At 71.3% G+C, this 25668-nt stretch carries 24 protein-coding genes; 12 read left to right on the forward strand and 12 right to left on the reverse strand.

Annotated features, from left to right (window positions below; translation table 11 throughout):
* Positions 1-31: 31 nt before the first annotated feature.
* The 5 genes from QF035_RS38415 to QF035_RS38435 all read right to left on the reverse strand — a co-directional run bounded on the left by QF035_RS38415 (position 32) and on the right by QF035_RS38435 (position 3764).
* Positions 32-649: a gamma carbonic anhydrase family protein gene (locus QF035_RS38415; protein ID WP_307525628.1), complete on the reverse strand. Its 618-nt coding sequence runs from the start codon at positions 647-649 to the stop codon at positions 32-34.
* A gap of 12 nt (positions 650-661) precedes the next feature.
* Complete coding sequence (locus QF035_RS38420) at positions 662-1081, reverse strand: RidA family protein (protein WP_307525630.1); 420 nt, start codon at positions 1079-1081, stop codon at positions 662-664.
* A 196-nt stretch (positions 1082-1277) separates the two neighbouring features.
* Complete coding sequence (locus QF035_RS38425) at positions 1278-2420, reverse strand: asparaginase (protein ID WP_307525632.1); 1143 nt, start codon at positions 2418-2420, stop codon at positions 1278-1280.
* Between the two features lie 87 nt (positions 2421-2507).
* Entirely contained in the window at positions 2508-3269 is a 762-nt protein-coding gene (locus QF035_RS38430; RefSeq protein ID WP_307525635.1) for a hypothetical protein, read from the reverse strand.
* Between the two features lie 78 nt (positions 3270-3347).
* Complete coding sequence (locus tag QF035_RS38435) at positions 3348-3764, reverse strand: MazG nucleotide pyrophosphohydrolase domain-containing protein (RefSeq protein WP_307525636.1); 417 nt, start codon at positions 3762-3764, stop codon at positions 3348-3350.
* Between the two features lie 139 nt (positions 3765-3903).
* Between QF035_RS38435 and QF035_RS38440 the strand changes: the two genes are divergently transcribed.
* The 6 genes from QF035_RS38440 (at position 3904) to QF035_RS38465 (ending at position 11172) form a co-directional block, all read left to right on the forward strand.
* A complete protein-coding gene (locus tag QF035_RS38440; protein ID WP_307525638.1) occupies positions 3904-5070 on the forward strand; it encodes a peptidoglycan recognition protein family protein in 1167 nt (388 codons plus the stop codon).
* A 568-nt stretch (positions 5071-5638) separates the two neighbouring features.
* Positions 5639-6169, forward strand: coding sequence for a hemerythrin domain-containing protein (locus QF035_RS38445; RefSeq protein ID WP_307531742.1), 531 nt, complete (start codon positions 5639-5641; stop codon positions 6167-6169).
* Positions 6170-6281: 112 nt separating this feature from the next.
* Positions 6282-6716, forward strand: coding sequence for a hypothetical protein (locus QF035_RS38450; protein WP_307525640.1), 435 nt, complete (start codon positions 6282-6284; stop codon positions 6714-6716).
* 205 nt (positions 6717-6921) lie between these two features.
* Positions 6922-7725 (forward strand): nucleotidyltransferase domain-containing protein, encoded by an 804-nt coding sequence (locus QF035_RS38455; protein ID WP_307525642.1) that lies wholly within the window; start codon positions 6922-6924, stop codon positions 7723-7725.
* 41 nt (positions 7726-7766) lie between these two features.
* Complete coding sequence (locus QF035_RS38460; protein ID WP_269652725.1) at positions 7767-8498, forward strand: DUF7873 family protein; 732 nt, start codon at positions 7767-7769, stop codon at positions 8496-8498.
* A 637-nt stretch (positions 8499-9135) separates the two neighbouring features.
* A complete protein-coding gene (locus QF035_RS38465) occupies positions 9136-11172 on the forward strand; it encodes an FUSC family protein (protein ID WP_307525644.1) in 2037 nt (678 codons plus the stop codon).
* 67 nt (positions 11173-11239) lie between these two features.
* On the opposite strand, the gene QF035_RS38470 is transcribed toward QF035_RS38465, so the two are convergent.
* Positions 11240-12190 (reverse strand): endonuclease/exonuclease/phosphatase family protein, encoded by a 951-nt coding sequence (locus QF035_RS38470; RefSeq protein ID WP_307525646.1) that lies wholly within the window; start codon positions 12188-12190, stop codon positions 11240-11242.
* A 147-nt stretch (positions 12191-12337) separates the two neighbouring features.
* On the opposite strand from QF035_RS38470, the gene QF035_RS38475 reads away from it, so the two are divergent.
* The 4 genes from QF035_RS38475 to QF035_RS38490 all read left to right on the forward strand — a co-directional run bounded on the left by QF035_RS38475 (position 12338) and on the right by QF035_RS38490 (position 16307).
* Entirely contained in the window at positions 12338-13768 is a 1431-nt protein-coding gene (locus QF035_RS38475) for an amidohydrolase (RefSeq protein WP_307525648.1), read from the forward strand.
* Between the two features lie 103 nt (positions 13769-13871).
* The gene (locus tag QF035_RS38480) at positions 13872-15089 is read left to right on the forward strand and encodes a cytochrome P450 family protein (protein ID WP_307525650.1); all 1218 of its coding nucleotides are present in this window, start codon (positions 13872-13874) and stop codon (positions 15087-15089) included.
* A gap of 86 nt (positions 15090-15175) precedes the next feature.
* Positions 15176-15889: a DUF899 domain-containing protein gene (locus tag QF035_RS38485; RefSeq protein WP_307525651.1), complete on the forward strand. Its 714-nt coding sequence runs from the start codon at positions 15176-15178 to the stop codon at positions 15887-15889.
* Positions 15890-16136: 247 nt separating this feature from the next.
* Positions 16137-16307, forward strand: a complete 171-nt coding sequence (locus tag QF035_RS38490) for a hypothetical protein (protein WP_186001198.1) — start codon at positions 16137-16139, stop codon at positions 16305-16307.
* A gap of 83 nt (positions 16308-16390) precedes the next feature.
* On the opposite strand, the gene QF035_RS38495 is transcribed toward QF035_RS38490, so the two are convergent.
* The 3 genes from QF035_RS38495 to QF035_RS38505 all read right to left on the reverse strand — a co-directional run bounded on the left by QF035_RS38495 (position 16391) and on the right by QF035_RS38505 (position 19875).
* Positions 16391-18253 (reverse strand): ABC transporter ATP-binding protein, encoded by a 1863-nt coding sequence (locus QF035_RS38495; RefSeq protein WP_307531743.1) that lies wholly within the window; start codon positions 18251-18253, stop codon positions 16391-16393.
* A gap of 437 nt (positions 18254-18690) precedes the next feature.
* Complete coding sequence (locus QF035_RS38500; RefSeq protein WP_269652351.1) at positions 18691-19146, reverse strand: hypothetical protein; 456 nt, start codon at positions 19144-19146, stop codon at positions 18691-18693.
* 90 nt (positions 19147-19236) lie between these two features.
* Positions 19237-19875 (reverse strand): ATP-binding protein, encoded by a 639-nt coding sequence (locus tag QF035_RS38505; RefSeq protein WP_307525653.1) that lies wholly within the window; start codon positions 19873-19875, stop codon positions 19237-19239.
* A 177-nt stretch (positions 19876-20052) separates the two neighbouring features.
* Here QF035_RS38505 and QF035_RS38510 point away from each other — a divergent pair, with 177 nt between their 5' ends.
* Positions 20053-20913: a helix-turn-helix domain-containing protein gene (locus QF035_RS38510; protein WP_307525655.1), complete on the forward strand. Its 861-nt coding sequence runs from the start codon at positions 20053-20055 to the stop codon at positions 20911-20913.
* Positions 20914-21177 (forward strand): DUF397 domain-containing protein, encoded by a 264-nt coding sequence (locus QF035_RS38515; RefSeq protein ID WP_055616070.1) that lies wholly within the window; start codon positions 20914-20916, stop codon positions 21175-21177.
* A gap of 89 nt (positions 21178-21266) precedes the next feature.
* On the opposite strand, the gene QF035_RS38520 is transcribed toward QF035_RS38515, so the two are convergent.
* The 3 genes from QF035_RS38520 to QF035_RS38530 all read right to left on the reverse strand — a co-directional run bounded on the left by QF035_RS38520 (position 21267) and on the right by QF035_RS38530 (position 25475).
* Positions 21267-21983, reverse strand: coding sequence for a fused DSP-PTPase phosphatase/NAD kinase-like protein (locus tag QF035_RS38520; RefSeq protein ID WP_307525658.1), 717 nt, complete (start codon positions 21981-21983; stop codon positions 21267-21269).
* Between the two features lie 226 nt (positions 21984-22209).
* Positions 22210-23142: a hypothetical protein gene (locus QF035_RS38525; RefSeq protein ID WP_307525659.1), complete on the reverse strand. Its 933-nt coding sequence runs from the start codon at positions 23140-23142 to the stop codon at positions 22210-22212.
* A complete protein-coding gene (locus QF035_RS38530; protein ID WP_307525661.1) occupies positions 23139-25475 on the reverse strand; it encodes a PEP/pyruvate-binding domain-containing protein in 2337 nt (778 codons plus the stop codon). The genes QF035_RS38525 and QF035_RS38530 overlap by 4 nt, the downstream gene beginning before the upstream one ends.
* Positions 25476-25668: the final 193 nt, after the last annotated feature.

A 25668-nucleotide genomic window follows, 5' to 3' on the forward strand; every position in this document is an offset into this window, starting at 1 on the left:
GGGGCGTGCCGGTCCGGGCTGGGCCGGGACGTCAGTCGGTCGAGGGGTGGCCGACGTCGAGGACGCGGTCGTCGAGGTGCGCGGCGAAGTGGTCCGCCTGCCGGGCCATGATGTCCCGCATGGAGGTGCCGCGCGGGACGCCGTACACCGTGCCCGGGAAATCCAACTCCCTTTGCACTTCCCACAGTTCGTCATGTTGGCCAGGCGCGAAGAGCTGGGCTGCCGGGGCGCCGGCGGCGATCCATCCGATGGGTACGACCGAGCCGGGCGGCAGGATCGAGTTGGCGTGCAGCACGCTGTTGATCCGCAGCTCCGAACCGGCGCCCACGACGGCTCCGGGGAATGCGGAGGCCCCGGTGGCCACGAAGACCTCGTCCTCGATCCGGGCGCCGTTGACGTGGGCGTGCGGTCCGATGAGCACGGAGTTTCCGATGAGTACGGGGTGGCGTCGCCGTCCCCGTACGAGGGCGCTCTCCATGACGACGACGTTGTCGCCGGTCCTCACCTCCCCGTCCTCCGCGGTGAGCACGGCGCCGTGCAGTACGCGGGCGTGTTCGCCGAGGGTGACCGCGCCGCAGAGGACGGCGGTCGGCGCGACGTACGCGGAGGCCGGGACGACGGGCCGCTGCCCGCGGTGTTCGATCAGCATGGGGGGCTCTCTCTAGGCCTGGTCGGAAGCGGGGTCCGGGACCACGGCCGTGGCCGTGATCTCCACGAGCTGGCCGGTGTATCCGAGGCATGAGACGCCGAGGAGGGTGGAGGAGTGCGGGCCGACGCTGAGGAGGGAGGCTTCCACGACGTCCCACACCTCGGAGAGCACCGCGGGGTCACTGCTCACGACATACACATCGGTGTACGCGACGTGCTCGAAGTCGCTGCCGACCGCCCGGAGTTGCTCGCCCAGGTTCGCGATCACCCGCTCGGCCTGCCGTACGGGATCGCCCGGGCCGACGAGCTCGCCGTCGGCGTTGAGGGGCACGGATCCGGCGAGGAAGGCGAGACGCGTGCCCGCCTCGACGACGGAGGCGTGGGAGTAGGTGGGCGGCTTGAAGAGGGTGGGGACGGTGACGCGCTTCAGCATGGGTGGCCTCCCGCGGACGGATCGGTGGACTTCGAGGCGATCGGTGGATGTCGAAGGACAACCCGCCGATGATGCGGCCCCGCCCGGCGGGGCCGCATCCGAATATCCACCGCGGATCCTCCGCGAGGCGTCACCGGCCGCCGTCGGCCTTCACCTGGTGGTCGGCCCGGTTGTCACCTGGTCGTGAACCCGACTGTCACCTGGTGGTGAACTGGGCCGTCCCCAGCGTCGCGAACCACTCCCGTATCAGCTTCTCGTCCTTCGTCGCCGCGAGCGACAGGAGCAGCAACAGGCGGGCCTTCTGCGGGCTCAGGTCCTCGGCACCGATGACGCCGGTGGTACCGGTCGAGTCGTACACCGCGCCCGATCCGGTACGGGTGGTCGACGCGAACGTCACCCCCTTCTTCACCGCGTCCGTCCGCGCGGTCGACATCGCGGGCGATATGCCCCCGGCGCCCGTGCCCGCCGTCACGACCCCCTTGGCGCCGCCGTCCGCGAACGCCTTGATCGCCTCGCCGCCCGCGTCCTGGTACGAGTACGCGATCTCCACCTTCGGCAGCGGCTTGCTCTCCTCGGCACTCACCTTGCCGACGATCCGGTCCAGGTCGAAGGGCGTACGCCAGGCGCTCTTGCCGCACTTCTGGACGCGGGCCGGTGCCCGGTTGAGCCGGATGTTGTCCTGGTCGACGGCACCGAGCACCCCGGAACGTCCGCTCTCGAAGGTGTCCATGCGCAGTGCGTTGGTCTTGCGGACCTCCCGGGCGGCCTGGATCTCGTCGTTGAGCATGACGACGGTCCCGTAGCACTTGGTCTTGCGGCTCGCGGCGAGCTTGATGGCGTTGTAGAGGTTGGCCGGTGCGTCCGTGCCGATGACGGTCCACGGCCGCATCGACCCGGTGAGGACGACCGGCTTGTCGCTGCGCACGGTCAGGTCGAGCCAGTACGCGAACTCCTCCATCGTGTCCGTACCGGTCGTGACCACGACGGCGTCGTTCTTCTTCAGCGCGGCGTCCACGGATGCGGTGAGCTTGCGGTAGTCCGCGATGGAGTAGCCGCTCGACCCCTTGTTGCCGAACTGCTCGGTCGTCACCTTGGCCAGTCCGTTCACCTCCGGCCGCAGTTCGTCCACCATCTTGGAGATCGCGAGCTTCCCTGACTGGTAGTCCTGGAACGAGACGCGGTTCGTGCTGACGCCGGAGATGGTCCCGCCCGTGCCGATCACCGCCACTTCGGGCAGGTCCTTCCTCTCCTCGGCATGGGCGCTCGCACCTGCCAGCGAGGCTCCCGCGGCTACGGCGAACGAACAGAGCAGGGCGGTTGTACGGTGGGCGATCTTCACGGGTGGCACGGCTCCTTGCGGGTCGGTGATCGGCGCTCGCCCGCCGACCGTAGGAAGCGGTGTTTTCCCGAGCGTTGCGTGCACGTGTCAATCGCTGTGCCCGGCGATTTCCCCTTCCGGCGGGCCGAGTTGCCGGTCGCGCACCTGGCGCTCGCACTCCTCCGCGAGCCCGGGGTACGCCTCGGCGATGGCGGCGTGGATCCGCTGCCGCAGCAGCGCCGCGGCCCGGCCTCGCCCCTCCCGGCTGGAGAGGCCTTCGAGGAGTTCGTCGTAGGGGCTGAGCCGGTGCCGCAGGTAGTCGACCTTCCATCGGTCGAGCAAGGCACGATCGGTGCGGGGCGGGCTGAGGGTGCTGGGGATGCCGAGGGCTTCTGCGGTGCCTGCCGTGCCTGCGGTGCCTGCCATGCCTGCGGTTGCCCCGGCCTCCTGCCGGGCGCGGTGTTCAACGGCTCGTTGTGCCAACTCCCCGGTGTCCATCCGCGGTACGTCGATGGGCTCGGCCAGAATCCGGGCCAGCACCTCCCGCCGACGGCGCGCCACGGCTTCCCGCCCCCTGCGGCCCACGGCCTTGCGCACCGCACCGGACCGCCGCGCCGCGAACGCCGCTCCCGACCGGAACTCCGCGCTCTGCTCGGCGGCTTCGACCCGCTCGACGCGATACATCCGGGTCCACGGCGCCGACCGGAAACGCGGATGCGCGCTCAACCGGTCGGGCTCCCCCAACAGTCGGCGCACTATCCCGTCGGTCCACCCCCGCGCCCGCAGCCCGGCAGCCGAGACATGCGTACGGGCGGGTTCCGCCATACGACCCTGCTCCGGTTTCGGATCGGGCGCACCCTGCATCGTCATCACTACCTCCCCCGTCGTGACGCTGCGTGACACATCAATTCGTAACGCACGCCACTGACAGTCAGGAGAAAGTGCAGGTCAGACGGTTGGTTGAGGTTCCCAGCCCTGATTCCGCAGCACGTCCGACACGTCCGGAGCCCGGTAGTGGTCACCCTTGAGGACCTTGCCGTCGGCCCGGCGGCTGACCCGCCCGTCGGGCCCCAGCTTCGTCATGTTGGCGCGATGGATCTCGGCGATGACCGCGTCCAGGTCGATGCCGTGGACGAGCGCAGTGCCGTACGCGACGTACACGATGTCCGCGAGCTCGTGCGCCAGCCGGTCGAGCGGACCGGCGACGGAGACCTCCGCCACCTCGGCGGCTTCCTCGGCCAGCAACTCGCCGCGATGGGCCGCGAGTTCCGGGGAGACCTCCGTGGGTGTCGTGCGGGCGTCGAGTCCGAAGGCCAGATGAAATTCATGGACGAGACGTGCGGGGGAGGAGGGGGAGGAGTGCATCCGGGGATTTTATCGAGGGGCGCGGACAGGGCCGGTAACCGGAACCCCTATGCTCCGTTGAGTCTTCAAGCATGGCTGGCGTGTGGGCCCGTACGCCCCGCCGCCGTCAGGAACGACCAGGAACACCTAAGGAAGCCCCATGACTGTTCCCCCCACCAATCCCACCCCTCCCCCCTCTTCTCCCGCTCCCGCGTCCCACCGTGCCCGGTCCCGCGTCACGCGGCGCGGGCTGATCGGTGCGGCGGGCGCGGTCGCGGCGGGCGCCGCGCTCACCCCCGTCGTGATGGCCAACACCACCTCGGACGCGGCCGGTTCGGACACCACCGACGCCGAGCCCGGTACGACCTCCGAGACCTTCCCGAAGACCCGGGCCAAGGAGGCCACGGGCGAGGCGCCGGTCGAGGCCGCCTTCCCCATCGGTTACGTGGGTGTGCGCTGGGCCGGTACCCGTGAGGCCACCGGCGGCGGTATCCGGCTGACCGACGCCGACGGCGGCAAGGGAGCCTGGAAGTCCCTGAGCGGCAACGGCTGTTCGGACAGCAACGGCGGCGCGCTGCTCATCCCCGTCGACCGGGCCGCGGGCTACGAGCTGAAGGCACCGGACGGAGCCACCGGGCTGCGTTCGCTGGCCATCGACACGACGCAGGGCCCGAGCCGCAAGGTGGCGGTTCCGGCGGACACGACCCGGGTACGCGGTGTCGCCTACCTCTCGCGGGCGGCCTGGGGCGCGGACGAGAAGCTCCGCTTCAAGCCGGACGGCACGGAGAACACGCCGACGGCGTACTACCCGTTCCAGACGTTCACGGTCCACCACACCGCCACCGCCAACGACGACCCGGACCCGGCCGCCACGGTGCGCGCGATCTACCAGCTCCACGCGATCACGAACGACTGGGGCGACATCGGCTACCACTTCCTCATCGACGAAAAGGGCAACGTCTACGAGGGCCGCTACTCGGGCGACGACGGCGTCGCCGCCCACGACACCGACGGCAAACTCGTGACCGCCTTCCACGTGGGCGGCTTCAACTCGGGCAACCTCGGCATCGCCCTCCTCGGCAACCTGATGGAACAGGGCCCGACCGACGCCGCCCGCGCGTCCCTCACCAGCCTGGTCCGCGCCCTGACCCGCTTCCACGGGGTCGACCCCCAGGCCCAGGTCACGTACACCAACCCCATCAACGGCACCACGAAGGACGTCAACGAGATCAGCGGCCACCGCGACTGGCTGTCGACGGAGTGCCCGGGTGACGTGATGTACGGGGAGCTCGCGAAGCTGCGGAAGGCCGCGGCGGGTACCGGCTGAACACCACGGCCGAGTGCCGCGGGCGTCCGTGGGGGTACCTCCGGGTGCCCCCGCGGCGCCGGCTCCCGTGCCGCCCTCCCCGTACGCAATACGTCCGCCGCGCGCGGGCGTTCGGGATCACTCCCACCGGAGTGCCCGCCCGGCCTCGCGTACGGGGACGGACCGGTCCTGGCGCACACGGAAACGGCCGGACGGCGTACGAGGACCCGGATGCGCTCTCATTCAGGAGCCCCGGCAGTCGACGTACGGCACAGCTCTCACGCCTTCGGCCGGACGACCGGACCGCGCGCGCCGATGCGCGACCCACCCGCCCTGCGCGACCTGCACGAGCCGCCTCGCGTGACCGCTCCGCGCCCGCTAGGGATGGCTTCCGTACGCCTCGACGGAGACCACACGGGGGACGGAGTCGACCATGACGACGGAACGATCGCAGCCAGATCCGAATCCGTAGTCGGACTCGCGGCCAGATCCGAATCCGCAGTCACAACCTCAGTCTCAGTCTCGGCCTCAGCATGACGACATCGGCGGGATCCTGATCCACCGCGGGCTGCGTGAGGAACTGAGCCGACTGGCGGACGCCGCCGAGTCCGGCCGGCGGGCCGAAGCGGTCCAGGAACAGATCGAGCTGGTGATCGCCGTACTCCACCAGCACCACCACGGCGAGGACGAAAAGCTCCACCCGCTGGTACGCGACCGGGAGCCGAGCATCGCCACCATCCTCGACGAGCTGGAGAAGGAACACACCCTCATCCAGAAACTCGCCGACGACGCGGCCGACCGCACCCGCCCCCTCCCCGAACGCGCCCCGGTCATCCGGGAACTGCTGGACGTCCTGCGCCCTCACCTCGCCCTGGAGGAGGCCGAGGTCTTCCCGGCGATCACCCGCCAGGTCAGCCAGGCCGAGTTCGAGGAGTTCGTGAAGGGCGAGCTCAAGGCGGCGGACCGTCGGTTGCCGGCCCTCTTCGGCATGCTGCTGCACTACGCCCTGCCCGGCGAACGCAAACGCCTCCTCGCGGATGTGCCCACGCCGATCGCACTCCTGTGGAAGGCGTTCTGGAGGCGGGGGTACGAGCGGAGGGCGGCGCGGGTGTATGGGTGAGCCGCCCTCTCCAGGGGCAGGCCCCGCAGGGGGTTCCTCGGTTGCTGTACGGGGGCGTTGTCGGTCGGTCCGGCTACCGTGGGAACCCATACCCTGAGATGAAGGGGGCCCGATGGACACGGAGTTGGCGGCGCTGGCGGCGGCCGGGGCGACGGCGCTCGTGCAGCAGATGGTGACCGACGGATGGGCGAACGTACGGGATCGGGTCGTCGTTCTCTTCTCACGAGGGAGGGACGAAGAGGCCGTCGTGGGCGAGTTGGAGGAATCGCGGGCCGATCTCGTCGCCGCGCGGGACGCCGACGACGAGGAGGCCGCGGCGGACGTCCAGGCGTCCTGGCGCACCCGGCTCCGGCGCACGCTGCGCGACGACCCCGCGGCTGCCGCCGAACTCCGCGCGCTGCTGGACGAGTTGACCCCGCCCGCCACAGCCCCCGCCCCTGGCTTCCTCCACAACACCATCAGCGGCGACGTGCAGCACAGCGCCGTGGTCCAGGCACACACGGTCGGCGGCGGCGTGACGATCGGACTGCCCCCGAGGCTACCGTGACGCGCCCTTCAGGAACGCCGCCCGGAACGACTCCTGTGATGAGCGCCCCGGGCTCGGGCGACCGCCTCGCGGATGACGCCCTGCCCCGGTGATCAACAGCCCAGTGATCAACAGTCCGTGACCAAGAGCCCAGTGACCAAGCTCCCAGTGACCAACAGCCCTGTGAGTAACAAACCTTGAGCAACAACTCTGCGAGTGACCGCCCGTGAACGACCGTGCTTTTCTCGACACCGTCACCGACCGCCTGGCCGCCCTCCCGGCGGTCCGGGCGGTGGCCCTCGGCGGCTCCCGGGCTCAGGGCACCCACACCCACGACAGCGACTGGGACCTGGCCGTCTACTACCGCGGCGACTTCACCCCCGCCGCCCTCCGCGCCATCGGCTGGGAGGGCGAGGTCTCCGAGATCGGCGGCTGGGGAGGCGGCGTCTTCAACGGCGGCGCATGGCTGACCATCGACGGCCGCCGTGTCGACGTCCACTACCGCGACCTCGACGTCGTCGAACACGAACTGTCGGAGGCGGAGGAGGGCAGCTTCCACGTCGAACCGCTGCTCTTCCACCTCGCCGGAATCCCCAGCTACCTGCTGGTCGCCGAACTGGCCATCAACGAGGTGCTCCACGGCACCCTGCCCCGACCGACGGCCTACCCGGAGAAGCTCCGCCACACCGCCCACACCCGCTGGCACGACACCGCCCTCATGACCCTCGCCTACGCCAAGGCCAACCACGCCCCGAACGGCCGCCGCACGGAGACCGCGGGCGCCATCGCCACGGCCGCCATGCAGGCCGGGCACGCGGTACTGGCGGGGCGGGGGGAGTGGGTGACGAACGAGAAGCGGTTGCTGGAGCGGGCGGGGTTGCGGGGTGTCGACGACATCATCGGCTCGCTGTCCACGCACCCGGGCGCGGACCAGGGCGCGAACCCGTTGCATCTGGCCATTGCGGCGACCCGGACACTCTTCGAACGGACGGGTTCGCAATCGGACGGATCCGCCATGGACGCCGAATAACCCTTGGAAAACGTCAAGTTGACACTGCTACCGTCACCGACGTGGCGAAACTCAATCAGATCATCGCGGTCGAGAAGGGCATCAAGTCCAAGTCTCATCAGGACCTGACGGCTGCCCATCACGGGCTGCAGAAGCCGGCGTTGCTGGCCGGAATCTCACGTACGTATCAGCCCAAGGACGAGGAGGGTGAGCAGTTGCCGCCCGAGTCGACTCGGGTGCAGGTGCAGGCCGAGGACGTGCTGCGGGACACCGCGGCCACGCTGACCCGCCTGTTCGACGTGACCGCCACCAAGGACTGGGCCAACTGCACGGCCCGCGCGGACATCAAGGTCGACGGGCGGGTGCTCGTCGCCGATGTCCCGGTGTCCTATCTGCTCTTCCTGGAGAAGCAGCTCACCGATCTCAACACCTTCGTGCGGAAGCTGCCCGTGCTCGACGCCTCCGAGTCGTGGGTGCAGGACCCGTCGGCCGACGCGTGGAAGACCGAGCCGGTCAGGACGCTGCGGACGAAGAAGGTCCCGCGCAACCACGTGAAGGCGGAGGCGACCGACAAGCATCCGGCGCAGGTCGAGGTGTACTACGAGGACATCCCCGTCGGGTACTGGACGACGGTGAAGTTCTCCGGTGCCCTTCCCGCCCGGCGCGTCAACGAGCTGCTGGACCGCGTGGAGAAGATGCAGCAGGCCGTCAAGTTCGCCCGGGAAGAGGCGAATGGCGCCGACGTCACCGACCAGCGCGTCGGAGACGCCGTGTTCGGCTACCTGTTCGGGTAGCCTCGAAGACTCCCCGGTCCACTGCGACCGGGGTGCGCGAGGAGCGCAAGCTGAAACTGAAGCTTGTCGTGACTGCGCGGTTCCAGTGGAGGTTCGAGTCCTCCCCGCGGCACCAACCCGGCACCCGTACAAGTCGTACACGGTGTCTCGCGCCGCGGTAGCCCAACTGGCAGAGGCAGACCGCGATCAATCTCAGACTATTGCTCCAGACTCAGCATTCGCCGCCGATCGCCGGATCGACCGGGCTCAGGCTCCGGGCGTCGAAATGCCGGTTCAAGTCCGGCCCGCACAGCTCGATGTGCGGTGGTCCAAAGGCAGGACGCGGCGACATAACACTGACCTGAGTTCTCAAGCGTGCCGGTGTGCGACATGGGTGGCATCACAGGGCTCGGGGGCCGGCTACGCCTCCGGGCCCGCTCCCGTTCGGAGCCGCCCTCCGGCGCTGCACCTGGTCGCGCGCGGATGAGGCCGCCGAGGCCGCCCCTGGAAGACGTACACCCGGCCCGCTCCCGATTGCGTACATAAAGAACGCGGCCACTACGGCAATCGTCACATCCCCGAAACGTGTAGACCCCATACCCTCCAGGAACCCGACCTACCGTAAGCACCACCGCCCAGGCCGACGTCGCCCGAAGGCATGCCACCCCGCAACCGCCCTCGTCCCGACAGGAGCCCCGTGCCCGTGCCGCGACCTTTCTCCGTTGCCCTGCCGCCCTGGCTCACGCATGCCCTGCGTGCGCAAAGGGGGCCCGTGCCGTGGAATGCCGTCGTGCGCGGAGCGCTCGCCGCCGGGCCGCTGCTGCTCGCGGCCGTCCTCGCCGGGCGGGAGTCCATCGGGGTCATGGCCGCCCTGGGAGCCATGCTCGCCGGGATCAACGACAGGCCCGGGAGCCGGCGCACCGCCGTGCACCGCATCGGGGTGCCCGGGCTTGCCGGAGCCGCGGGGCTCGTCGTCGGTACGTACGCGGGGGAGGGCCTCGGTGCCGTTCCGCTGACCCTGATACTCACCGCGCTCGGGCTGGTCGCCGGGGCCGTGAGCGCCGTGGGACCCGTGTCCTCCGGGGCCGGTACCCAACTGCTCGTCGCCGCGGCCATCGGGGCCGGGATGCCGCTCCCCGAACCCGGATGGCAGCGGGCGTTGTTCTTCCTGGCCGGAGCCGCCTGGCTGATCGCGCTGCGGCTAGTGCTGCCCACGCCCGGTGCCCTCGCCCACGACTTCCGGTTCGACGGGGAGCGGGTGGCCGTCGCGGACGTCTACGACGCCATCGCCGAGTTGCTCGCCGCTGCCGGCGGCGAGCAGGCCGGGGCCCGGCGGGCCGCCCTCACCGCCGCGCTCGACCACGCGCAGGACGCCCTCGCGGGACCGCGGCTGCGACGGTACGCCAGTTCCTCCGCCGAGCGGCGGCTGCGGGCGCAGTACGCCGCCGCGCTGCCGCTCGCCGAGGCCGCGACCGCGCTGGCCTGGGCCGGGGACGCGCTGCCCGCCCGTACGGCGGAGGGGCCGCGACGGCTCGCCGTCGCCGTACGGACCGGCGAGCCCTGCGGGCCGCTGCCCGCGCCCGCCCGGTCCGTACCCGGACTGCGCGCCCTCGACGACGCACTCCTGCACGCCGCCGAGACCTTCGACCGCGGCGGCAAGCAGACCGGCAGCCGGCGGATTGACGGTGAAAAGACCCGCAGCGACAACGCCGATGACAAGCGCGGCGCCGCCCCCCGCAGCGACGTCGACGCCGCTCCTCACAGCGACACCGGCACCAACCCCCTCGACCGCGGCGCCCGGCAGACCGCGCACAAGGGCCTGCGCCTACGCCCCTTCCGTACCAAGGCTCTGTTCCGCACGGTCACCGGCCAGGGCGGCCGTGAGTACGGCTTCCGCGTCGCGCTCTGCTACGGCGCCAGCGCGGCCGTCGCGCAGGCCCTGCACCACGTGCACTGGTACTGGCTGCCGGCCACCGCCGTCTTCCTCGTGAAGCCGGACCTCGGACCGCTCGTCTCGCGCGTGCTGAACCGGGCGGCCGGTACAGTCCTGGGCGCCCTCGTCTTCGCGGGGTTCGCGGCCGTGTTGCCCCGGCCGGAGGGGCTCGTGGCGCTCGTGGCGATCAGCGGGGCCCTGATACCCGTCGCCACCAGGCACTTCGCCGCGCAGACCGCGGTCGTCACCGTCCTCGTACTCGCCCTCGTCATGGTCGGCGGAGAGCCGGAAGCCTCCTGGAGCCGTATCGGCGAGACGCTGCTGGCCTGTGCGATCGTCCTGATCGTTGGACATCTGCCGACTCCGGGACAGCGCGGCGGGAACGTGAGGGCGCGGTTGGACGCGGCCACCGACGCCGCCCACGCGTATCTCACCCACGTACTGAGCGGCGCCGACGACCGGGCCGCCCGCTGGGCGCTGCGCCGCGAGGCCTACCGGAAGCTGGCCGAGGCCCGGGCCGCGATCGACCGCGCCGCCGCCGAACTCCCCACCCTGGCCCGGCACACGGAGGGCACCGACGAGGTCGCCGCCACCCTGGAACGCCTCGTCGACACCACCACCGCCTCTGCCGTGCACCTCGACGACACGGGCCGGCTCACCCCGCGGCACACCGAGCGCCTCGCCACCCTCCTCGACGAACTCGTCGAGCAGCGCGAGCGCGCCGGCCTCGCGGACCCTCCGGCCGACCTCCTCAGCGCCTGAGCAGCGAAACCGCAAGGGCTCCCCTCGCAGCACCTGACCGACGAACGGGCTTCCCCGAGGGCTCCCCTCAGGGCTCTATCCGCGCCCACACCGGCGCATGGTCCGACCCTGCCGCGTCCCGCCGTGTCCCCGGGTTCTCGTCGACCGACGGCAACGGGGTCTCCCGGACCGGCGTCCCCGTCCCCGCCCCGGTCACCTGGTCGAGCAGCAGTCGGCTGACCAGTATGTGGTCGATCAGTTCGGGGCGGCCGGAGTGGACGCGGGAGAAGCGCTGCTCCTCCGGGATGAGGGGCGCGATGTTCCAGAGCCGGGCCGCGTCGCCCTTGTCGGGCCGTTCGAAACCCGGTGTGCCGATCTCGGAACCGGGCGGGCCCTGGAGTATCTGGGTCGTGGCGGCCGTGACCTCGTCGTTGAGGTCGCCGAGCACGGCCACGTTCCGTTCCTTGCCCTTGCCGTCGAGGAGGCCGTCCGCGACGGTCCGCAGTGTGGTGGCCTCGGCGGCCCGCCGGTACAGGGCGTACGCGCCGTAGCGGGCCCGCTCACCCTCGTCCCGCGGCTGGAACCGCTTGCCCGGGTACGTCAGAAGCTTCGACTTGAGATGGCAGACCGCCACGGTCAGGGTCGTGCCCCGCACGGTTATCTCCGCGGTCAGGATGCCGCGGCCCGTCCGCGAGACCGGCTCACTGTCGTCGTCGCTCTGAACGGCTCGCATCGGTTCGGGGAAGGCGTTCGTGTCGGTGATCTTCCGTGGTTTCGGTCGGCTGAGGAAGCCGACCCTGATGCCGCGGCTGTCCGGATGCTCCGAGAGCGCGATGTGCCAGTCGCCGTCCAGCATCGCGGCCAGGTCCTCCAACGCCTCGGGATCGCCGACCTCCTGCACGCCGAGCAGCGTGGGGTCGAGCTCCGCGACGACCGACGCCAGCGCGGCGAGCTTCGCCTTGTACGCGTCCTCGCCGCGCGGTCCGAAGTCGCCGCCAGGCCGGTACAGATTCTCCAGGTTCCAGGTGCCGAGGAGCATGCCGGGCTCCTTCCCGGACGCGCCTTCCAGGGCCCGCCCGTCGAATGGTGAGGCCAGCGTGCGCGCGAAACCGCCGGGGCGACAGGGCAGGAACAGGATGCGCGGTTCACGTCACCCGACGGCACGATCCCGTCGTACCGTGGCGTGATGACCTCGCCCGAGCCCACGCCCGACGCGACGCCCAACGCCTCTGCCGATGATCGGGCCAACTCGCCCGGCACAAAAGCCCCGGCCGATCTCATTATCACCCGGTGCACCGCCCTGGTGCACGACGATCACGAACAGATCGGCTTCGTCGAGGACGCCACCATCGTCGTACGGGGTGGTCGCATCGAGAGCGTCACCACCGGGCCGGTCGACGTCGACGTTCCGGCCGCGGAGCACACCGTACGTATCGATGCCCGCGGACAGGTCGCGATGCCCGGCCTCGTCAACTGCCATACGCACGCGCCGATGGTCACCCTGCGCGGTATCGCGGAGGACCTGCCCATCGAGGAGTGGTTCAACGACTTCGTCTGGCCCATCGAGTCCAACCTCCAGGAGAAGGACGTGGAGTTGGGCGCGCGGCTCGCCTGCGCCGAGATGATCCGGGGCGGGGTCACCTGCTTCGCGGACCACTACTTCTCGATGGACACGGTCGCCGCCGTGACCGCCGAGAGCGGGATGCGTGCCAACCTCGGACAGGCCTTCTTCTCCTCCCAGGGCGACGAGGGGCGCGAGCAGTCGCTGGACTTCGCCCTCCGCCACCGCGACACCGCCGACGGCCGCATCACCACGTCACTCGCCCCGCACGCGCCGTACACAGTCGAGGACGCCGACCTCGCCGCCACCGCCCGACTCGCCCGGGAACACGGCCTGTTGGTGCACATCCACGCCTCCGAGAACCGCGACCAGGCCGACACCAGCCTCGCCCGCCACGGCCGCACCCCCATCGAGGTGCTGGCCGACGCGGGACTCCTCGACACCGACCTGCTCATCGCGCACGGCACCGGCATCAAGGAGCGCGACCTGCCCGTACTCGCCGGTGCCACCGGCCGGATCGCCGTGGCCGGCGCGCCCCGGGGCTACCTCAAGTTCGCCTGGCCCACGACGACTCCGGTACGCGCACTCCGCGAGCTCGGCATCCCCGTGGGCCTCGCCACGGACGGGGCCGCCTCCAACAGCTCCCTGGACGTGTGGGAGTCCATGGCCCTCACGGCGCTGGTGCAGAAGTTCACCGAGGGCGACCCGCGCTGGCTGACCTCCCGACAGGCCCTGCACCACGCGACGTTGCAGAGTGCGCGGGCGGTCGGCCTCGGCGAGGAGATCGGCAGCCTCGCGCCGGGCCGCCGGGCCGACATCATCCTCGTCGACGTGAGCGGCCCGCACACCCAGCCCGTGCACGACCTCGCCGCCACTCTCGTACACAGCGCCCGCTCCGGCGACGTACGCACGACGATCGTCGACGGGCGGGTGATCATGCGCGACCGGGAGCTGCTCACGCTCGATGTGCCCGCGATCGTGCGGGAGATGAACGAACGGATGCCTGCGCTGATCGACCGGAGCCACGGGAAGCGGATCCAGGACTACGACACGTGAGCGCTCCGCTCGGTGTGGGGGTGTGCGGTTCGCTTTGCTGCGGGCCGGTGGGGGCTTGTCGCGCAGTTCCCCGCGCCCCTTACGGGGCGCCTAGGGTGGAGGTATGTCCACTGACCAGGACCTTCTTACCGACGATCTCCTCACCCATCCGTACGCCGTCTATGACCGGCTGCGTGACACCGCGCCCGTGCACCGTGTCACCGGCCCCGACGGCAGTCCCGCCTGGCTGGTCACGCGTTACGACGACGTACGCGAGGCCCTGGCGAATCCGCTCCTCTCGCTGGACAAGAGGCATGCGCTGCCCGGTGGTTACAAGGGCTTTGCTCTGCCGCCCGCCCTGGACGCGAACCTTCTCAACATGGATCCGCCCGACCACACCCGCATCCGCCGCCTGGTCGGCCGGGCCTTCACAACGCGCCGCGTCGAGCAACTGCGCGCCCCCATCAGGCAGACCGCCGACCGGCTTCTCGACGCACTGGGCGCGCACGGCGGCACGGACCTGATCGCCGCGTACGCCGCCCCGCTCCCCATCACCGTCATCTGCGACCTGCTCGGCGTACCGGACGGGCACCGCCGTGACTTCCGGGCCTGGACCGATGTGCTCGTCGCGCCGGACCCGGCCAGGCCGCAGGCCGCCAAAGAGGCCGTCGTGGCGATGCTCGGCTTCTTCACCCGACTCCTCGCCGACAAGCGCAAAGAGCCCGCCGACGACCTGCTCTCCGACCTCATCGCGGTCAGGGACGAGGGCGGTCGCGAGGGGAGCGACCGTGCGGGGAGCGACCGGCTCTCCGAGGACGAGTTGATGTCGCTCGCCTTCCTCATCCTCTTCGCGGGATACGAGAACACGGTCCAGCTCATCGGCACCGCGGTCCTCGCGCTGCTCCAGCACCCCGACCAACTGGCGGCTCTCCGCGCGGACCCCACCCGGCTCCCGGCCGCCGTCGAGGAGTTCGTCCGCCACGACGGACCGGCCCTGCTGGCCATCCGCCGCTTCCCGCGGGAGGACGTGACGATCGGCGACGTCACCGTCCCGGCGGGCGAGACGGTCCTGCTGTCCCTGGGTGCCGCCAACCGCGACCCCCGCCGCTTCCCGGACGCCGACCGGTTCGACCTCGGGCGCGACGCCGGCGGACATCTCGCGCTCGGCCACGGCATCCACTACTGCCTGGGCGCCCCACTGGCCCGACTGGAGACGGAGATCGCCCTGGCCGCCCTCCTGGAACGCCTCCCCGACCTGGAACTCGACGGCGACCCGGGCGACCTCCGGTGGCGACCGTCCCTGCGCGCACGCGGCCTGCTCGCGCTTCCGGTGACGTACTGAAGAAAGGAAATTCCGCGCCCCACCGATGAGTTCCGCCCCTCCCTCCGGTCCACCCCAGGGAAAGCACCGCACCGGAGGAGGGGCCAATGACGCTTCCGCGGATGGTGTCGCGCGACGAGTGGCGCGGCGCACGCGAGGAACTGCTGGTCAGGGAGAAGGCAGCGACCCGCGCGCGTGACGCGCTGAACGCCGAGCGGCGACGACTGCCGATGGTCGAGATCGACAAGGAGTACGTCTTCGAGGGCGGGGACGGCAAGGCGACGCTGTTCGACCTCTTCGAAGGGCGGCCCCAACTCGTCGTCTACCACTTCATGTTCGCGCTGGAGTGGGACGCGGGCTGCCGCAGTTGCTCGGGCTTCGTCGACCAGATCGGACACCTCGCGCATCTGCGCGCGCGGGGCACCGAGTTCGCGGTGGTCTCCAGGGCGCCGTACACGAAGATCCTGCCCTTCAAGGCGCGGATGGGGTGGACGGTGCCCTGGTACTCGTCGTACGGCAACGACTTCAACCACGACTTCCAGGTGTCGTTCGAGGGCCACGACAGCAGCGCCGGCGGTCAGAGTCACGACCCGTACGAACGGCCCGGGCTGAGCCGTTTCCTCCGCGACCGTGAGCGGATCTTCCACACGTACTCGACGTACGAGCGCGGACTGGACGGACTGGGCTCCACCACTGGTCTCCTGGACCTCACCGCCCTCGGCAGGCAGGAGGAGTGGGAGCAGCCGGAGGGGCGCGCGTCGGTACTGGGCGCGCCCGCGGGCAGCGAGCGCGTCCGGTACCACGACGAGTACGAGGACTGAGTCCGGCCGGCCGAGGACCGAGTCCGGCCGCGGCGCAAAAGGCCACGCGAAAGGCCTGCAAAGGGTCATGCGAAGGGCCGTACAGAAGGTCGGTACGGCCTGAGAGGTGTTTCACAAGGTGTGATGGCCGCGTGTCAGCTACGTCTCAGTAACGTCACTTCGCGAGACGTCCACCCCATGTTTGGCGTTTAACTCTTCAAGGGCTCTCTGGAGTTCTCAGGAGAGCAGCGCTACATGGAGGTGCAACGTGGTGAACGGGCGAACGGTGCTGGAGCGCTTTCCCGCCGGTGGGCCGCGTGGTTCGTGGCCGGCCGAGGAGTTCGCGCAGGCGCGCCGCCTGGAGGGGCAGCACGTCGAGGTCGTGATGGACCTGTCGACGGACGCCTTCCTGGTGGTCGTGCGGGAACTCGCAGAGTGAGCAGAGTGAGCAGAGTGAGCCGGGCGGGCCGCCGAGGGCCTCACCCGGTGTGAGGCGCGGCCCGACGTGAGGCACGCCGACCCTCATCCGGCCTTGGGCGCCGGCACCCTGGCGGCGAACTGCTCCGCCTGGAGCGAGTACAACTCGGCGTAGACCCCGCCCGAGGAAAGCAGCTCCTCCGGAGTGCCGGACTCCACGAGCCGGCCCTGGTCGAGGACGTGCACCAGGTCGGCGTGGCGCACCGACGCGAGCCGGTGTGTGATGAGGATGACCGTCTGACCGGTACCCGCGAGGGCCCGGATCTTCTCGAAGACCTCCAGCTCGGCACGGGCGTCGAGAGCCGCCGTCGGCTCGTCCACGACCAGGATCGCGCCCCTCCGGTACGCCGCCCGCGCGATACCGAGCCGCTGCCACTGGCCGCCCGACAGCTCGTGGCCGCCGCTGAACATACGGGCCAGCAGCGTGTCCAGACCGCGCGGCAGATCGTCCACCACGTTCTCGGCGCCCGCCTCGGTGACGGACGTGCGCAGCCGCTCGTCGGTGAGCGGCGCCGACGTCCGGCCGATCGCGACGTTCACCCGGGCCGTGAACGGCCACCTCTTGAAGTCCTGCGCCACCATCGCGATGCGCTCGGCGAGCTGGTGCCGGTCGGCGGTCGCCGCGTCCACGCCGTCCCACAGGATCCGGCCCCGCTGCGGCGTGTACAGACCCGACAACAGCTTGACCAGGGTGGTCTTCCCGGAGCCGTTCTCCCCGACGAGCGCCACGATCTTGCCGAGCGGCACGGTGAGCGTCAGGTCCGCCAGCGCGGGGCGGGCCGCACTGCCCGGATAGGTGAACGTGACGTTCTCGAAGCGGATCTCACGCGGCTCCTCGGGCAGCGGCACACCGCCGACCGGGATGGCACGCTCGGCCGCCTCCACGTACAAGCGTTGAAGATCCCCGACGAACAGGGCTTCCTCATGGAGGCTGTTGACCTCCAGGACGAGCGTGTCGAGATTCCCGGAGCCCGTACGGATCGCGATCACCGCCGTGCCCGCCACGGACAGCGCCATCGCACCGGCGAGCAGCAGCCCGCCGAGCGTCGCGTACGTCGCCACGGTCGCGAGGCCCGTCCAGGCGGCCGCGATCAGTCCGGTCCGTGCCCCCAGCCGGGCCAGCCGGGCCTGTTCCGCCTCCGCGGACTCCGACATCGCGCGGAAGTGCCGCAGCAGGAAGGGGCCGACCCCGTGGACGCGGATCTCGGGTGCCGCGGCGGGCTCGGTGAGCAGACCACTGATCAGCTGGCCGGCCCGGGCGTGCTGCACCCAGGCGTGGAACGACGTGTAGCGGCGCCGCGCCATGGTCAGCGCGCTCCAGGCGCTCGGCAGCGTCATCGTCACCAGCAGCGGCAGCAGTGCCACGTGCAGCACCGTCAGCACACCGGCCGCCGCGATCAGCGAGATCCCCGCGTTCACCACGCGCGTGGCGATCCTGATCATTCGCCGGGCGGACGAGGCGCCGTACTGCGCTGTGTCCAGCAGTTTGTGGAAGGCCTCGTCCTCGATCGCCGACAGCTCGACGGCCGCCGCCCGCTCCAGATACAGCTCCGTCGCGACGCGCTCGACCTTCGGTTCGAGGCGGCCCGTGGCGTATGTCGAGGCTGCTCGCAGCAGTGCGGCGACCAGCATCACGACGGCGACGACGACGAGCGCGGGCACCGCGTCGCGCAGCCGGTCCTCCACCGGGCCGGTCGCCATCAGGCGCCCCAGGACGCTGTTGACGGCCAGCAGGCTCACCGCCTGCGCCAGGCCGCGGCCCACCTCCGCGCCCACCACGATCCGTGCTGCCCGCCGGTCCGCCTGCCAGGCGAGCCGGAAACTGGACGCCAGCAGCGTGGGCAGCCGCGTCACCATGGCCCGGAAGTTCAGCTCCAGAAACGCGTCGGAGTGCTGCGACCAGCCCATGTCGTAGCGCAAGGGGCCGCCGAACAGCAGCCGCTCGGACTCGGACGGCTCGGGCTCGCCCGCACCGGGTTTCCCGTTCACAGACCCAGGCTTCACAGATCCCGGCTTCACGGATTCCGCCGGCCCGGTCTTCCTCGTGGTTCTCCGCCCGATTCTCCGCCCGGTCCTCTTCGAAGCTCCCGCAGATTCCGCAGGTCCCACCGGTGGCCTCCCCCGATCGTGGACGAACGGCCACTATCGCGGCGCGGGACGCCATCGGGCAGGGCGCGCGCCCGGTCCGCCACGGCGTAACCGGAGCACGCCCGGGCGCTCACCACCGCGCGCTGAGTGTGGGGCGCCCCGAAGGGGCGCGGGGCTGTGACATAAGCGGCTCCGTCGCGGGGCGCGACCAGCCCACGACTACCCGCAGACGTATGCAGCGCACCCCAGCGGAGCGCTCACGCGCTGACGGGCCTCGTCCAGGCCGGCGGGGTCCCCGTCAACCGGCACAGCGCCAGATAGAGCGGGATCGGCGGCGTGTACGGAAGCGTGCCGCCGGGTTTGTGGATGAGTCCGGGAAGACCGGGCGAGGCGGGTACGAGCGCCCCCGTGGCGTAGTGCGCGGGCGCCGGCCACTCCAGGGCGACGTCGGAGTCGGAGGGCACGAGCCACCACCAGTGCGTGCTGTCGGCGTACACACAGCCGACGCGCGGCAGGCGGGGCATCAGCAGCGGGCCGAGTCTCGCGGGCATGGCCACCGCGTCACAGCCCAGCGGCGCCCGCATGCCCTCCGGCACGGTCAGCCGCCGCGACGGCCCGGTCCCGGACGTCTTCCGCAGGCCGCGCTCCAGGCGGACCAGCGTGTCCAGGTTCAGTACCCGTGGCGCACCGGCCGACGTTGCCCTCACACCCATTCAGCCCTCGTCCGTTCTCCAATTTTTCCGAACCATCCGGAAACGGCTGTCGCCGCACCAGCCGGGAAGCGGCTGGAACGATTCAGGTCACTACCAGTCGTGCCCGGCAGGGGGCGGCTGCGAGCCGCTCGGCTCCGCATGCGCGTGTTCCCCGTGCGCGTGCTGCCCGGTCGGCGAGGAGCCGGCTGGGGCCGGCCGGCTCCTCGCACTCCAGCCCAGGTCCGACCGCGGCTCGGCGCCGTTGTTCGCCGAGCGCGGCAGTTCGGCCCAGACCAGCAGTCCGGGACCGGTTTCCTGGGCGCCCCAGGCTGTGCACATCGCCGCGACGAGAAGCAGTCCCCTCCCGTGCTCCTCTTCGGGACGCTGCGGCGACGGGTGGGGCTCACCCGGCGCACACCCCTCGTCACGGACGGCTATCCGCACCAGGTCGCCGCCGTCGTGCAGCTCGCACACCACATGGCGGCTCGCCGTGTGCACTATGGCGTTGGTGACCAGTTCGGAGACGACGAGCTCCGCCGTGTCGCAGGTGTCCTCACAGACCGACCAGCCGGAGAGCCGGGCACGCGTCAGATGCCGGGCCTGTGCTGCGGAGCCCGGATGAGCGGCCAACTCGAAGCGGAACCGGCGCTCGGCTGCCGCCTCGGGGCGTACCCCAGCGGTGGCACCGAGACGGAACCGGTCCTCGGCTGCGTCTGTTCCTAACGGCGCGGACGGAATCACGCTTGCCACTATCTCCCCGTCGTGAACACTTGGCAAGTGTCACTCTGAAAATTGCAGAGTGCAGTGTTCCGCGCCGTATGGCCATGGCACACTGCTCGCAACAGCATGTGGCGCGGCGTCAGTTGGGTACCCGTTCGGGGCCCGAACGGGCGCCGCCCGGGCTGTCTGGACAAAGTGGAGGTGGACGTGAGCGAGCCGCGGTCCGCGCCGACGGTCGGGCAGGTCGTCCTCGGACGGCGCCTGCTTGACCTGCGGGAGCGCGCGGGGCTCAAGCGTGAGGAGGCCGCGCGGATCCTGCGCGTCACCTCCGCCACCGTCCGCCGCATGGAGACGGCCGAGGTAGCGCTCAAAATCCCGTACCTCCAGCTCCTGCTGAAGTCGTACGGCGTCTCCGACGAAGAGGCCGAGGCGTTCGTCGCCCTGGCGGAGGAGGCGAACCTGCCGGGCTGGTGGCAGCGCTTCCACGACATCCTGCCGGGCTGGTTCTCGATGTACGTGAGTCTGGAGGGCGCGGCCGGCCTCATCCGCTCGTACGAACCCCACTTCGTTCCCGGAGTGCTGCAGACCGAGGAGTACGCGCGTGGCGTCATGGAATCCGGCGCCATCGGCCAGACCAGACCCGAGGACATCGAGCGCCATGTGGCGCTGCGCATGCAACGCCAGGAGCTGCTGACGCGCGAGGGCGCGCCCCGGTTCTGGGCCGTGATGGACGAGACCGCCGTGCGCCGCCCCGTCGGCGGCCCCGAGGTCATGCGCGCCCAGATCGACAGGCTGCTCGAGGCCACGAAGCTGCCCAACGTGACACTGCAGATCGCCCCCTTCTCCTCGGGGCCGCACGCGGGCACGTACGGGCCCTTCGTGCTGTTCCGCTTTGCCATGCCCGAACTGCCGGACATGGTCTACAGCGAGTACCTGACCGGCGCCGTCTACCTGGACGGACGTACCGAGGTGGCAACCCACCTCGAGGTCATGGACCGCATGGCGGCGCAAGCCGCCACGGCACATCGCACGAAGGAGATCCTGCTGGATCTCCGCAAGGAGCTGTGAATGGATCGCATCAAGACCCGGATACGCAACGCGCGGATCTACAACGGCATGCCCGCCAGGGAACTGGGCAGCGAGGGCTGGCACAAGCCGTGGAGCGGCGGCAACGGCGGCAACTGCCTGGAGGCGATGAAGCTCTCCGACGGCCGGATCGCGGTCCGTCAGTCGGCGGATCCGGACGGGCCCGCCCTCATCTACACCCCCGGCGAGATGACCGCGTTCATCCAGGGAGCCAAGGCGGGGGAGGCCGACTTCCTGCTCTCCTGAGGCCGCAGACCGGCCGGTCCTTGATCCGCACCTACTTGTCCCACGTGCTTTCTACCTTGGCATTCAGTTGATCCAGTGACCCAGTCGATTCACCACCAGGACCACATGCGCCGAGGCGCGTCCACCAGCCGGCTCACCGCCACGATCGGGAAAGGCGGCTGTTCGGCACGGTCCTGGCCGAGGCTCAGCGCGTAGTAGATCTGCTCGATCGAAGGCGGTCCGACCGCGAGGTTGCGCCGGACCGCCGCCGACGGGGACTCCTGCCCGGCCTGCACGAGATAGGCCGCGGCCATCGTCCCCGTACGGCCCACACCCGCCCCACAGTGCACGAACACCGGCCCCGGGGCCGCGCCCACGACGCTCAGGAAGCGTCGTACCTGGTGCGGCGTCGGGGTCTGTCCGTCCCGGATCGGCAGTCGTACGGCGTCGAGACCCGCCCTGCCCGGCCCGGCCAGCTGGGAGGCGCTCAGGTCCTCGGCGCGCAGGTCCACGACCGTGGTGAAGCCGAGCCTGGCCAGCTCGCGGTAGCCCGCGGGGGACGGGGCGGCGCCCCGCCACAGTGCACGTTCGGCGTCCACGGGCTGGAAGTGGTGGATGCCCTGGACCGCGTGCGTTCCCTCCGGCGGTGGGGTCTGTTCCCGGGTCCAGTACGACAGCGCGAGGATGCCCAGCGCGCCGGTCGCCCAGAGGGCGAGATAGCCGAGACCGAGTCCGGCGAGCACTCTCAGCACGGTTCGGCGCAGGGATCTGCGCGGCCGACCGGTGGGCAGGGTGGTGCGGGGAGGGGGCGGAGCGACGACAGCCATGGGCGACCCGGAGGCTCGGGGACGAGGGGCGCGGGCTCGGAGAGGAGGGGCGCCTTGGCATCGTAACCCGGGCCGCCGGGGCGGGAGTTGTCCATGTATGGCAGAAGTTGCCCGTGTGGGAGAAGGGGCGGAAGCGACCGGAGTTCCCGGTTCGAATCACTGCGCCGGGGCGGGGCGTCGCCCGCGGGTGCGCGCTCGGTCGGCGTCCGCATCCGCACGTCCGCGCTCAGTCGTCGTCCGCGTCCGCGTCGCCGATGCCGACCACCGTGAGGTGCGTACGGTCCAGACCGGTGTCCTCCAGGCAGCCGCGCAGCCGCATCCGGTCGTGGTCGGTCAGCGCGGGCTGGACCACGCCCGCGAAGAGACCGTCGCCCAGCGTGCCGAGGGTGGCGCGGTTCAGCGGTACGGACGTCGAGTCCCGGCAGCGTTCCCAGAGCTGGTGCGCGGCGAGGGACTCCCGCTCGGCGGTCATGTTCGTACCGCGCATGTCGACCTTCAGCAGCAGGGAGGTCGCCTCGGAGTTCCTCGTCTCCTCCTCGCGGGTCTGGGTGAGGTCGGCGAGCCCCACGACGAGCGCGCCGGCCAGCGCGGCCCCGACCGCACTCACGGCGAGCACGCGCACGGTACGGCCGTGCCGTCCTCGCGCGCCGACGCCGATGGGCGGCAGGTCGTCCAGGTCGGCCAGGTCGTTCTTGCCGTCCGGATCGGCGTCCCGGGCCGGATCGGGTGCCGCCAGGACGGCCAGCCGCCCCGCGAGCCGCCGTTCCGCCGTGGGCCGGACCGTGGCCGACGCGATCCGCTGCACGATCCAGGCGAGACCGGAGAGCAGTACACCGGTGACCATCAGGACCGGCACGAAGACGTACGTACGACTCGTCGGCTCGTCCAGCCAGCGGAACCGGTCGCCCGCCGGCCGGGCGTCCTTCTCCCGCAGCCGCGCCAGCACGTCCTCCTGCCGACGGTCCGCGTCACGCATCCGCTCCTCGATCCGCGAGAGCCGCCCGAGCAGCACGATCCCGAGCAGCATCACCTCGACGACCAGCAGCAACACCCCGCACAGGATGGCCCGTTGCCACTGCCACCGGTACAGATAGATGACGACGTACGTCCCCGCTCCCGCGGCCGCCGCGCCCCCGAAGAAGTAGGCGACGCGCCTCATCGGAGGTCTCCCCGGGTCTCCTGGCCGAGGGCTTGTCGTTCCTGTTGTTCCTGCTCCGGCACCTTGGCGCGGACCTGTTGTTCCTCCTGCTCCCGTACGTGTACGTCGCCGGTGGTGCCGTCGACCGTGAGGCGGGACCCGGGCGGGAAGCGGCGTACGGCGTCCGTGGCGCCGACGACCGTGGGCAGGCCGAACTCCCTGGCCAGCACGGCGAGATGGGACAGCGGACTCCCCGTCTGCGCGACGAGCCCCGCCAGGCCGGGGAGGAGCGGGGCGAGCGCGGGGTCGAGCGTGCGGACGACGAGTACGGGGTCGGCGGGCCGGGTCCCGGTGCCGTCCCAGGCCGTTCCGGCGGCCCGTCCGCCGGACACGCCCTGGCCCGCGCCTTCGCTTCCGCCCTTGCCCTTGCTCTTGCCCAGGGGCCGTTCGGCGACGACCGTGCCGCCCTCCGCGAGCCGGAACGCGTCGGGCAGGGGCGCCGACACGGCTCGCGGCAGGCGTTCCTCGAAGTCGCCGGGCAGGCGGCCGTGTTCGAGCGCCTCGACGAACTCCCGCCACCGCAGCAGCCCGACCTTCGACGCCTCGCCCGGACCGCGCCGTACGGCCAGTCGCCGCGCCGCCTCCCGGACGAGCCGCACCTGGAGTTCCTGCACCCAGCGGATACGGATACGGAGGCGGAGCGCCTCGCGGGGAGGGAGCGAGGGGAGGGGCGGGGGGAGTGTGTCCAGGGCGGTGAGCGTGTCCGTGAGCGCTGTCGTCGAGGCGGCGCCCTGACGTGTCGTCGGTGCGCCCTCCGTGTCTCCGGGATCCGCCGGAAGCCTCAGCTCCCTGCCCAGACCGGGCGCCACCAGCGCCAGCACCACCGGCTGCGCAGCCACCATCCGGTCGTCCGGTACGCCGAGAGCGCGGGACTCGGCGAGGGCGGCGAGGGCCGTGCCCGCGGCCGTGGCGCGGGGCTCGGGGAGGAGGGCGCCCGCGAGAGCCTCCTGGGCGTGCAGGGAGACCAGGACGGTACGGGTCCAGCGGAGAGTGGAGAGAAGGTCGGGGCGGGTGAGCCGGTCCGCGGGCGGTGTCTCGGCGAGCCGGCGGTCGACGTCCGCGACGAGGTCCACCGCGAGACCGGGCAGCGCCGCCGTCAGCCTGCCCACCCGCCAGGCGGCGGCCAGCCGGCGGGCACCCGGTGCCGGGTTGAGCAGCGCGAGCCACCGGTTCCGGGGCGGTACGGCGCCCAGCAGCCGCAGATCCGCCGCGGCCCGTCCGCCGACCGCCCTGACGAGCGGAAGCGAGCGCAGTTGCCGTCGGGGCGCGGTGCCCCCGATGTCGAGCGCGGCGGCCAGACCCCGTGCCATCGGGGCCACCCACAAGTCCTCTTCCAGCGGCTCCAGTTGATCCGGCAGCGTCTCCGCCACCGGTCCGGGGCCGAGCAGCCGCGCACCGCGCGCGGGCCGTGCCGCCATCGCCGTGATCGGCCGGCTCTGGAACAGCCACAGCCGCCCGGAGGCGTCGAACCCGAACTCGATGTCCTGCGGCCCGCCGAAGACCCCGCGTGCCTGCCGCGCCAGTTGGGCCAGGCGACGCAGTCCGTCGGCGCCGAGCAGACCTTCGGGGTCCTCCGGCTCGGTGCGCAGCAGCCGTCCCCAGCGGCTCAACCAGTAGTTCGTGCCCGGCTGTTCACCGCTGACCAGGGAGTCGGGCCCGCCCCGCACCGCACTCACCAGCATCCGGTCCGTCCGGCCCTCCACGGGGTCGGCGCCGAACATGACCCCGCCGACGCGGGCCGCGAGCATCGGCTGCACCAGCACGGCCATCGGAGCCACCGTGCCGTCGGGCCGGTGCGCCGAGTCGAGCACGGTCCGCACGGCCGCACGGAACTCGTGCCAGCCCTGTACGTCCAGCACGGACGCGAACTGGCCCGCCAGGGACGACTCCTGGGTGTCCTCCTGCGGTGAGGAGGACCGTACAACGAGGGGGCGCGTGCCGTCGGCGGAGAGCTTCTGCCAGGCTCGGCGCAGCCCTTCCAGGTCGCCTTCGCCGGCACGCTTGTCGGCCCAATCGCCGTACGGCACGACGAACCCCGGCAGTACCGGCAGCCCGGCCAGCGCGGCGCGCGCGAGATGCGCGGCCTTGGAACCGGCGAACGGGATGCGCGCCGCCCGCGGATCGCTCAAGGGGACCGCTTCCGCGGTGAGTCGAGGAATCTCGGGGGCGAGTCGAGGAGCTTCAGGGGCGGTCCGAGGAAACCGGGAGGCCAGTGGATCGCGGATACGGGGGACACCGCCCTGGTCGTCCCCGTCGCGCGCACCGTCTCCGTGACGTTCGTCAACCGTCGTCATCGAACACCCTCCAGGACCGACCGCCAACAGGGGGGACGCGCGGGGGTGGCCCTGCGCCTGACGACGGAACGAAGGATGGGGGCGAGCTCCTGCCCGACCGGGGTACGGCCGTGACAACAACGCGCCTCCTACAGCCGAGGATCCCACTCGGTGTTGTGTTTCATGTCATCCGGAAGTCGGATTCCGGCCGACG

The sequence above is a fragment of the Streptomyces umbrinus genome, assembly GCF_030817415.1.
GTDB classification, from domain to species: Bacteria; Actinomycetota; Actinomycetes; order Streptomycetales; family Streptomycetaceae; genus Streptomyces; species Streptomyces umbrinus_A.

What these genes read in the sequence shown, in the direction of transcription:
- QF035_RS38515 (WP_055616070.1), top strand. Translation starts at nt 20,914, where the DNA reads ATGGATCGCATCAAGACCCGGATACGCAACGCGCGGATCTACAACGGC.
- QF035_RS38530 (WP_307525661.1), bottom strand. Translation starts at nt 25,475, where the DNA reads ATGACGACGGTTGACGAACGTCACGGAGACGGTGCGCGCGACGGGGAC.
- QF035_RS38480 (WP_307525650.1), top strand. Translation starts at nt 13,872, where the DNA reads ATGTCCACTGACCAGGACCTTCTTACCGACGATCTCCTCACCCATCCG.
- QF035_RS38430 (WP_307525635.1), bottom strand. Translation starts at nt 3,269, where the DNA reads ATGACGATGCAGGGTGCGCCCGATCCGAAACCGGAGCAGGGTCGTATG.
- QF035_RS38420 (WP_307525630.1), bottom strand. Translation starts at nt 1,081, where the DNA reads ATGCTGAAGCGCGTCACCGTCCCCACCCTCTTCAAGCCGCCCACCTAC.
- QF035_RS38520 (WP_307525658.1), bottom strand. Translation starts at nt 21,983, where the DNA reads ATGGCTGTCGTCGCTCCGCCCCCTCCCCGCACCACCCTGCCCACCGGT.
- QF035_RS38450 (WP_307525640.1), top strand. Translation starts at nt 6,282, where the DNA reads ATGGACACGGAGTTGGCGGCGCTGGCGGCGGCCGGGGCGACGGCGCTC.
- QF035_RS38495 (WP_307531743.1), bottom strand. Translation starts at nt 18,253, where the DNA reads ATGGGCTGGTCGCAGCACTCCGACGCGTTTCTGGAGCTGAACTTCCGG.
- QF035_RS38525 (WP_307525659.1), bottom strand. Translation starts at nt 23,142, where the DNA reads ATGAGGCGCGTCGCCTACTTCTTCGGGGGCGCGGCGGCCGCGGGAGCG.
- QF035_RS38500 (WP_269652351.1), bottom strand. Translation starts at nt 19,146, where the DNA reads ATGGGTGTGAGGGCAACGTCGGCCGGTGCGCCACGGGTACTGAACCTG.
- QF035_RS38415 (WP_307525628.1), bottom strand. Translation starts at nt 649, where the DNA reads ATGCTGATCGAACACCGCGGGCAGCGGCCCGTCGTCCCGGCCTCCGCG.
- QF035_RS38435 (WP_307525636.1), bottom strand. Translation starts at nt 3,764, where the DNA reads ATGCACTCCTCCCCCTCCTCCCCCGCACGTCTCGTCCATGAATTTCAT.
- QF035_RS38485 (WP_307525651.1), top strand. Translation starts at nt 15,176, where the DNA reads ATGACGCTTCCGCGGATGGTGTCGCGCGACGAGTGGCGCGGCGCACGC.
- QF035_RS38475 (WP_307525648.1), top strand. Translation starts at nt 12,338, where the DNA reads ATGACCTCGCCCGAGCCCACGCCCGACGCGACGCCCAACGCCTCTGCC.
- QF035_RS38470 (WP_307525646.1), bottom strand. Translation starts at nt 12,190, where the DNA reads ATGCTCCTCGGCACCTGGAACCTGGAGAATCTGTACCGGCCTGGCGGC.
- QF035_RS38440 (WP_307525638.1), top strand. Translation starts at nt 3,904, where the DNA reads ATGACTGTTCCCCCCACCAATCCCACCCCTCCCCCCTCTTCTCCCGCT.
- QF035_RS38465 (WP_307525644.1), top strand. Translation starts at nt 9,136, where the DNA reads ATGCCACCCCGCAACCGCCCTCGTCCCGACAGGAGCCCCGTGCCCGTG.